Source organism: Nonomuraea cypriaca, assembly GCF_015645445.1.
In the GTDB taxonomy this organism is placed as follows: domain Bacteria; phylum Actinomycetota; class Actinomycetes; order Streptosporangiales; family Streptosporangiaceae; genus Nonomuraea; species Nonomuraea cypriaca.
Genome location: NZ_JADOGI010000535.1, coordinates 1 through 1,157, shown reverse-complemented (window position 1 = coordinate 1,157; position 1,157 = coordinate 1). Strand labels below are relative to the sequence as shown.

Annotated in this window: 2 protein-coding genes; both read right to left on the bottom strand. The window is 59.4% G+C overall.

The features are described 5' to 3' along the window. Positions 1-23 precede the first annotated feature (23 nt). On the bottom strand, positions 24-905 hold the full coding sequence (locus ITP53_RS55465) for an IS3 family transposase (protein ID WP_195903507.1): 882 nt from the start codon (positions 903-905) through the stop codon (positions 24-26). Then, a partial coding sequence (locus tag ITP53_RS55460; protein ID WP_195903506.1) for a transposase occupies positions 902-1,157 on the bottom strand: 256 nt, incomplete at its 5' end. The genes ITP53_RS55465 and ITP53_RS55460, both read right to left, overlap by 4 nt.

Here is a 1,157-nt window from a genome sequence, read left to right as displayed (position 1 = left end):
ACGCAACTATATGGTCGACTCTATCACGCAACCGACTGATTATCGAACCATTCGTCGAGGACTTCGAGCGGGGGTCGATAACCGAGCCCTGAATGAAGTCGCCGCGGATTATAGAAGCCTTCGATGTACTGGATGAGCGCGCGCCGCGCTTCAGCTCGTGTAGCGAAAACTCGGTGGTGCACCATCTCGGTCTTCAGCTTCCCGAAGAAAGATTCCGCCATCGCGTTGTCGAAGCAAATCCCCGTTCGGCCCACCGACCTGCGAATCTTGTACTTGTCGAGCGTCTTACCGAATTCGATCGACGTGTACTGGCTTCCCCGATCGGAATGGAAAATGGCATCTTCAGGAAGAGTGATCCGCCCAGCAGCCATGTCGATTGCCGCGCTGACCAAGCGTGCCGGGTAGCGCGTGTCGACCGACCAGCCGATCACGGATTTGGAGAAACAGTCGATCACGGTGGCCAAGAACAGCGGCCCCTCGCCGGTGTCGATCTGCGTGATGTCGCCAATCATCTTTGCTCCCGGCGCCTCGGCGGTGAAGTCGCGCTTGACCAGGTCGGGGATCGGCCCGGCGTCCTCGTCGGCGACCGTGAGGCTTCTACGCTTCTTGACCTGCACTGGAACAAGGTCCATCTCGCGCATCAGGTCGCGGACCGTCTCGTCGTCGATCTTGATTCCGGCACGCCCGAGTTCGGCGTGGACGCGCCGGTAGCCGTAGGTGCGGTCGGATTTGGCGAACTCCTCCTCGATGCGGATTTTGAGCGCTTCGCGTCGGAGTGCCCGGTCCGATAACGGACGATGCCACCATTCGTAGAAGCCGGAGGTGGAAACGCCGAGCAGCCGGCACATCATCTTGATCTCAAAATTGGCCCGCTCCGCGTCGATGAGTGCGAACTTCTCACTCACCCTTGCTCCTTCGCGAAGTAGGCCGCCGCTTTTTTCAGGAACGAGTTCTCTGCCTCAAGTTCCTTGACCTTGCGCTCCAGCTCTGCAAGCTGTGCCCGATCGACTGCCTCGCGCGCTTCTGTGGTGTTTCCCTTGCGCTTCTCTTTTTCGGCGTTCACCCAGTTGCGGATCGTTTCGGCGACCAGGTTGAAAGCACGGGCTGCCTGAGCGCATGTGTGTCCGTCATCCAGGACGTACTTAACGACTTCGGCC